Consider the following 6,601-nt stretch of genomic DNA (forward strand, 5'->3'; position numbering starts at 1 on the left):
AATGCTCGCATAATCTATACTATTCTATATGGATTTAGTAGTAATGGAACGCGCAGAAAGTGTTAAAGCCCCCCTTACCAGATGACGAAACGACTCGACTCGAAACGTTACATAGCTTGAAAATTTTGGATACCCTACCTGAAGAAAGGTTCGACAGGATAACACGCTTGGCAAGACAGATGTTCCATGTTCCTATTGCTTTAGTTAGTTTGATTGACAAGGAAAGGCAGTGGTTTAAATCTAATTTTGGATTAACGGCCAGTGAAACTTCTCGAGATGTTTCATTCTGTGGACACACGATATTAGATCATCGCCCATTGGTCATAAACGATGCCTTTGCAGATCCTCGCTTTGCAAACAATCCGCTAGTCTTGAGTGACCCGAATATTCGTTTTTATGCAGGCGTTCCTCTAATATACTCAAATCGTCTAAAATTGGGTACATTATGTATTATCGATGATAAACCTAGGTCATTTAGCGACGAAGAAACTCAGCAGTTAGTTCAGCTCGCCAAAATGGCGGAGCAAGAGCTATGTACAAGTTTTACCAACACGATTGACGAATTGACGCATTTATCTAATCGTGCAGGCTTCAATTGTTTGGTTGAAAAAGCACTCAACTTCTGTCACTTCGGTAGATACCCTTTCTCCTTGGTCTATGTACATACTACTAAGGTAAAAAATATTAGTGTCCAAACAGAGCATGATTATGCTTTGACTCAATTTGCCTCCTTACTCAGAAATATGTTCCGCAGCTCCGATTTGCTGGCTCGAGTCGGTCCGGAAAGCTTTGTGATTTTTATGGTTGGTACAACAGAGAGAGTATCCTTAACTGCCATAAAACGATTTAAAAATGCCATTACGAATTACAACAAAGACTGTACTCGCGAGTACGACCTATCCTTTGATTTTGGCCTTGCTTGCGGGACATATCATTCGAATTTCACAGTAGATAAGCTTATCGACGAAGCATACAACAAGATGTGTATTAAACAGACTAACACGCATTAATCTATAATTGTTTCTAGCATTCTGAATCATTAAGCATGTTGTATTGCCCATTTCAAAGGAGTTGGTATGAGAGCCTTGCGTATCGTTATAAAGCTGGTAGTTATGGCTTACCTTTTACTATCACCATTTTCCTACGCACTGACATTTTCCGGAAATATATTCCCTCCATTTGTTCAGCGTGGCGACGATGGTGAAGTCAGCGGGCCATTTGTGGAAATGTTAAAAGATGTATGTAAAGAAATGCAGGAGGATTGTGAGTTTAGCCTGTTCCCAAATAAACGATTGAAACACATGGTTAAGCACGGCAAAGTTGATGGTGGTTTTGTATATGGTTGGAATGAAGACCGAGCAAGTTACCTGTATTATTCCATTCCATTTATGTTGACCGAATACGGTGTATTTGTACCCGACTCCAATAAATCTACCATTCAAAGCTTAAAGGACTTGCAAGGTTACACGGTTGGCGTTCCTGGCCCCAAAACCAATATGGCTTTTACTCTTAATAAAATCAGAAACCAGATGGCTGAAGACAAACTTACACCAATAAAGGTTTTTGAAGCAAAAGACGAAAACGGTGAGTTAATAAGAATGCTAGAGCTTGAGAGACTTGACGGTTACTTTAGCAACAAAGCCACTGCGTTTAGTAAAGCGAAAAAGGCCAACGCCACCAAGTTCAGATATGCTTGGCAGTATAAAGAGATTCTTTATTTTGCCGTTTTTCCCAAGGAATACACGAATAAAGCGACTCTTGTAAAATTTAACCAAGCTGCTTTGCGTGTCTTCTCTCGTAAAGGGTATTTTCAACGTAAGCTTTCGCCTTGGAACATTTCAGCTCCCCCTTTAACTAAGGAAGTGCTTGAAAAATACAATATCATCTATGAGTAAACGTGCTTTGGCTGTTCATTGATTGTTAAAGCTACCGTTTATAGAAACTAGCGACCCTTTGTTCCAACTGAACTATTGTTGAGCGTTTTTCATCAATAAGAGTCATCGCGCCCTCATTAAAACAACCGCAGTCTTCGATATTGTCTGCTACACCTGCGGTAGCAAGAAAAGTGTTCAGTTCACTTCTGGCGCTGTTGAGCTCTTCAATCAACGATTCAAAATTATCAGCACTTGTACTATTTTTTTCCATGATGAATTCCTTTCATCTCACTATCCTTTAACAAATATTATCATAGCGTTCAGAAGGCTCAACAATTGCGATTAGCTTACATCACATATTCGATTATTTCTTGTTAGACCTATACGCTAGTTTGGGTCATGAAAACCTGCCTAAGCCAATAGGCAGGTTGAGGTTTGTCCTATCACAAATTGAAGTTTTTGTTTACGAAGTCCCACAATTCAATAGCAAGAACCTGATGAGTTTCGTTACTTGGGTGCTTCAGGTTATAGAACAGAAATCCATTACAACTACGAATGGGTAGCGTCTTGCTGTAGGGTTCTTTGTAGCAAGGCTCAGAGACATTAGGAAATGAAAATGTCTCACCCGTAGAGGTGACATACTGTTTATTATCAACTATTTCATTAAGGAGCGGTAGTGGATTAAAAAACTTAGTCTTAGCTTGAGTATTAAGTTTCACGGCCAGCCACAAAGCACTATTGTATAAGCGAGATACACCACTGACTAAAGGCAACGCCCATTCATTCCCCACGAGCATCTGTTCAACAGCAGGTACAGTGGTAAGATCAGGCATACCAATAACCAGAATATGATTATATGGAACACCCGCATTGTGTAACATATTAATATCCTTCACTATGTTCACAATTGGGTAAGATAGGCTCTGATCTTCAGCTTTTGAGCCCACTATTTGTGTAAGTTGTTTTAAAAATTCTTGCTGTTGAACAACATCCGCCTTAACGTTTTGTTTAATCGCTAATTTTTCAGTAATTTTTGCGATATCGTTAAACATATCGTTCCCTCCAGCCCAAAGGATAAATAGGCTTTCTTGACGATAGCTTTGTTGTAGGCCTTGCCTAGATAAGAATAACTCGATTTGTTTACCGACACTCGGCACACAATAAACTCCGTTTTTCGGGTCCACGGCACCTGGCTCAGGGCACTGGCTGTCATTGTAAACAAAATATGGGCTTGAAGTCATATCGTTGAGGTAATGCATACCCGTTTCGGCGCTAGCCCATGCGTAATTTATGTTCGTGCTTGAGAGTGTGGCTTTTGAACTTGGCGTCAACTCTGATTGCCCATCATCCCCTTCTTGCTGATTGAACGATTTTACAAAGTAGTTTGCCCAAGTATAACGTTGACCATCTTGAGCGGGGTTAGTGATCGCAGCTCCAACATAAGGCCCTTCAGTAGTTACCCATGTATTATTACCACTGTCACTTAGGCTATCACCGAGCACAATCACGTGTGATATAGCAGCGTAGGCAGGAACTGACGAAAAAACATATATCAGTAATGAAGTAATCCCACCAAACTGTAATAGCTTTTTCGTCCATCTAGTTTTATTGGCTTTCATTCTATTTACTCCCTATATAATCAACGGTATGCATGGAATATATAGAGTACGCATGAAAGAACAATTACCACTAGAATACGAATTCGAATATGTGACAATGCTCGTATGAAACTTTTATTTCTAACAATAACCATTTTCGAACAATATCGAAAAGTAATGATCATAATAGTGTAGCGAATAAGAGGAATTCTCGAAAAACTCAACCTTTATCTAGCCTTGGAAAGATCAGCAGAATTATTTAGACTGAGTAACTTTGGAATATCTCATATTTTCAGCATGTTATATCTATAATGTTATTTATGTACACGCTCTTATCGGTTGCCTATTTTGCAACATAGATCATAGTTATCCACCATTGTTATCATAAATTGAACACCTTTGTATCAATCCAAGTATATATCTATTCCCTTTAGGTAGATATTGTTAATAGCTATATTTTTAATGTTAATTATAAGTATGGCGTACCATTTGATTACACGCGTAATTAGGGAGCCAAAAGTAAAAAAGGTGTTTTTGTAGATGAAACCTAATAGCAAGAAAGTAGGACGACCTAGTAAAAAGGATAACGGTATTATTGTTCGATATCAGTTCATCAAAACTGGGCTAGATCTTTTTACAAGAATGCCTTACGAAAAAGTCTCAACCCGACTGATATCTAGTAAGGTTGGATTTAGTAGCTCCCTGATTAAATATTATTTTGGCAGCAAAGAAGGATTGTATGAAGCTGTTATACAAGAATATGCCCTACCCATCTATGAAAAACTCCAAGCTCTTATCAAAGCAATTATCGAGGGTTCTTTCTTTACAACTGGTGAGTTGCTAGAAAAACTGCTTGCCGCCCCTCTCATCCCCAATTTCGTCGTTGATGTGATGAACCTGCCTGAATCCGATTTTAGACGCAAGTTGCTAGAAAGAATTATTGGCGATATCAGTGACGACTTGTATGAATTGTTACTGAATCAACTCATCGAAAATGGTGTGATAAACCAAGCGCTCAGCGGCAGTGGAAAGCGCCCATCTTGGATTAGCTTAGTGATGTTCCCTTTAATGATTCCTACCGTAACAAGCACACCAAGTAAGGTAATGGTTTCTGACGACTTTCTAAGAAAATCATTCAGCCGAAATCTAGAATTTATGATTCAGAGTTTAGTGAAAATTGACAGTGAGCGTTTGCAGGTTAAATCACAACCGTTATTTTTACCTGTGGCATAACACAATAGCATGCTACTTCCAACATCTTGACTTTGTATTTGTAATTCTGGTTAGAATCTTTTAGATTGGACTGTACTATAAGTAAAAATATAAGGTTAACGTTATGGCTAAATTTGAACCTATTTCAGGTATGAAGCATTCGATGGAATATAAAGGGATTAAGTGTTATGCCGCATTATTCCATTCAAAAAGCCCAGTGGGATTCGGAGTTAAAGTTCAAATTGGTATGGATGCATTGCCATACACATTAATGGACGAGTCGAATCAACCACTGATTGCTGAAAGCAAAGAAGAGGCATTACAACTTGCTCAAAAGCATTCACATGAAGCTGTTGAAGAAGTCACTGCATAAAATGAATGTAGCTCACTCTCCTAAGTGAGCTACATTACCTTTCTCCAAATTACCCTACCATTTTAACGATCGCCGTTTGATACCGATGCCCCTACTCTGCTTGTTCTATCTTTAGACCAATACCCAGCCAACATTGACCCAGAAATATTGTGCCAAATAGAAAAGATTGCGGCTGGCACGGCAGATAGTGGACTGAAGAATTTAATACTCAATGCTGCAGCAAGACCAGAGTTTTGTAACCCTACTTCAAACGAAATTGTTTTGCTCACTTTGTGGTTAAAGCCGCATAAACGGCTAACCCAGTAACCAAGCGTTAGCCCTAAACCATTATGCAAAATGACGGCGACAAAAATAATAGGGCCAACCATCTTCAGCTGGTGGGCATTTAGTGCGACGATAATCATAATGGCGAGCACTATTGCCAGCATAGAGATTAAAGGAAGAATACTTGAGGCCCGAGCCACTGCTCTGTGGAAATAGTGGTTTAAAATTAAGCCGACAATAACGGGTAGCAGAACGATTTTTAACAAACTGTAAAACATAGCAGCCACTGGAATATGGATGGTCGCGCCGACTAGCAGATCCGTCAAAAACGGTGTCAACACAACTCCCACAATAGTGGATAAAGCGGTCATGGTGATAGATAACGCGACGTCAGCTTTTGCCAAATAGTTCATCACATTTGAGGCTGTTCCTCCAGCGACACTTCCAACCAAAACCATGCCCAACATTAAACTTTTATCTAGACCTAGAGCAAGGCTAATTAAAAAAGCCCCAAAGGGCATGACGGTATACTGAATTATTAGGCCTAAAACGACCGCATACTTTTGTTTGAATGCATTTCTAAAATCTTCAACGGTGAGAGTCAGCCCCATCGAAAGCATGATTAGGACAAGTAACGGAACAATGAAGCTTTTATAGCCAATGAACAGTTGTGGGAAATAGTATGAGATTAACGACCCCAAAATGGCAAGTACCGGAAAGAGCCTCGTTGAGCGTGATAGCATGTAACTTCCTTTTCAAATATAAGAATTTTAAGCCCAAACTAAATAGCATAAAGCGTCTTTCAATAGTACCTTATTGTAGTAAATCTATCATTTTGCAGTTATAGATCGTAGACCCTGTAAGCTATCACGGATTTGCAATTATAATTCGCAATATGAATATACTTGTCTAATGTAATAAAAGGGTACCGTTCGGAAATGGATGACTGAAAAATGACGACAGAAGAAACTGGCATACACAAAACCGTTCACTACAAAGTGTACGCAAAGTATTCGCCAGAGTGGAATGGATTTAGCGTGAGCTACTCTTTCGCTAGCCCACAAGGTGACGACGGAACCTGTCAAAAATATACGGAGGAGCTAGAAAAAGACGGTCAACTCTACATATTTAAGGAAGAATCAGAGGCGTTGATAACTGGCCACAATGAAGCAGTCAATCATATCAGCCGAGTACTGAATGACATCAGTGCCTAAAACCCCGTTTATTACACCAACCAGTTGGTGTGTTCAAGCTGGAAACGATATTGTTATTGTCTAATA

At 39.4% G+C, this 6,601-nt stretch carries 8 protein-coding genes; 5 read left to right on the forward strand and 3 right to left on the reverse strand.

The window, feature by feature from the left end; all coding sequences use genetic code 11:
• Nucleotides 1-59: 59 nt before the first annotated feature.
• Together M9194_RS17625 and M9194_RS17630 are read left to right on the forward strand one after the other, a co-directional pair.
• Nucleotides 60-1,010 carry a GAF domain-containing protein gene (locus M9194_RS17625; RefSeq protein ID WP_250614007.1) on the forward strand — a complete coding sequence of 317 codons (951 nt, stop codon included), beginning with the start codon at nucleotides 60-62 and terminating at the stop codon, nucleotides 1,008-1,010.
• Nucleotides 1,011-1,076: 66 nt separating this feature from the next.
• On the forward strand, nucleotides 1,077-1,895 hold the full coding sequence (locus M9194_RS17630; RefSeq protein ID WP_250614008.1) for a substrate-binding periplasmic protein: 819 nt from the start codon (nucleotides 1,077-1,079) through the stop codon (nucleotides 1,893-1,895).
• A 31-nt stretch (nucleotides 1,896-1,926) separates the two neighbouring features.
• Here the strand turns inward: M9194_RS17630 and M9194_RS17635 are convergent, their stop codons facing one another.
• Both M9194_RS17635 and M9194_RS17640 read right to left on the reverse strand, forming a co-directional pair.
• Nucleotides 1,927-2,145, reverse strand: coding sequence for a hypothetical protein (locus M9194_RS17635; protein ID WP_250614009.1), 219 nt, complete (start codon nucleotides 2,143-2,145; stop codon nucleotides 1,927-1,929).
• A gap of 172 nt (nucleotides 2,146-2,317) precedes the next feature.
• Complete coding sequence (locus M9194_RS17640) at nucleotides 2,318-3,493, reverse strand: SGNH/GDSL hydrolase family protein (RefSeq protein ID WP_250614010.1); 1,176 nt, start codon at nucleotides 3,491-3,493, stop codon at nucleotides 2,318-2,320.
• Nucleotides 3,494-4,012: 519 nt separating this feature from the next.
• On the opposite strand from M9194_RS17640, the gene M9194_RS17645 reads away from it, so the two are divergent.
• Together M9194_RS17645 and M9194_RS17650 are read left to right on the forward strand one after the other, a co-directional pair.
• The gene (locus tag M9194_RS17645; protein WP_250614011.1) at nucleotides 4,013-4,705 is read left to right on the forward strand and encodes a TetR/AcrR family transcriptional regulator; all 693 of its coding nucleotides are present in this window, start codon (nucleotides 4,013-4,015) and stop codon (nucleotides 4,703-4,705) included.
• Nucleotides 4,706-4,808: 103 nt separating this feature from the next.
• On the forward strand, nucleotides 4,809-5,057 hold the full coding sequence (locus tag M9194_RS17650) for a hypothetical protein (RefSeq protein WP_250614012.1): 249 nt from the start codon (nucleotides 4,809-4,811) through the stop codon (nucleotides 5,055-5,057).
• 62 nt (nucleotides 5,058-5,119) lie between these two features.
• Here M9194_RS17650 and M9194_RS17655 read toward each other — a convergent pair whose 3' ends face one another.
• Nucleotides 5,120-6,064, reverse strand: coding sequence for a bile acid:sodium symporter family protein (locus tag M9194_RS17655; protein ID WP_250614013.1), 945 nt, complete (start codon nucleotides 6,062-6,064; stop codon nucleotides 5,120-5,122).
• A 210-nt stretch (nucleotides 6,065-6,274) separates the two neighbouring features.
• On the opposite strand from M9194_RS17655, the gene M9194_RS17660 reads away from it, so the two are divergent.
• Nucleotides 6,275-6,535, forward strand: coding sequence for a hypothetical protein (locus tag M9194_RS17660; protein ID WP_250614014.1), 261 nt, complete (start codon nucleotides 6,275-6,277; stop codon nucleotides 6,533-6,535).
• The last annotated feature ends 66 nt before the right edge of the window (nucleotides 6,536-6,601 follow it).

The organism is Vibrio sinus (genome assembly GCF_023634645.1).
Classification (GTDB): Bacteria; Pseudomonadota; Gammaproteobacteria; order Enterobacterales; family Vibrionaceae; genus Vibrio; species Vibrio sinus.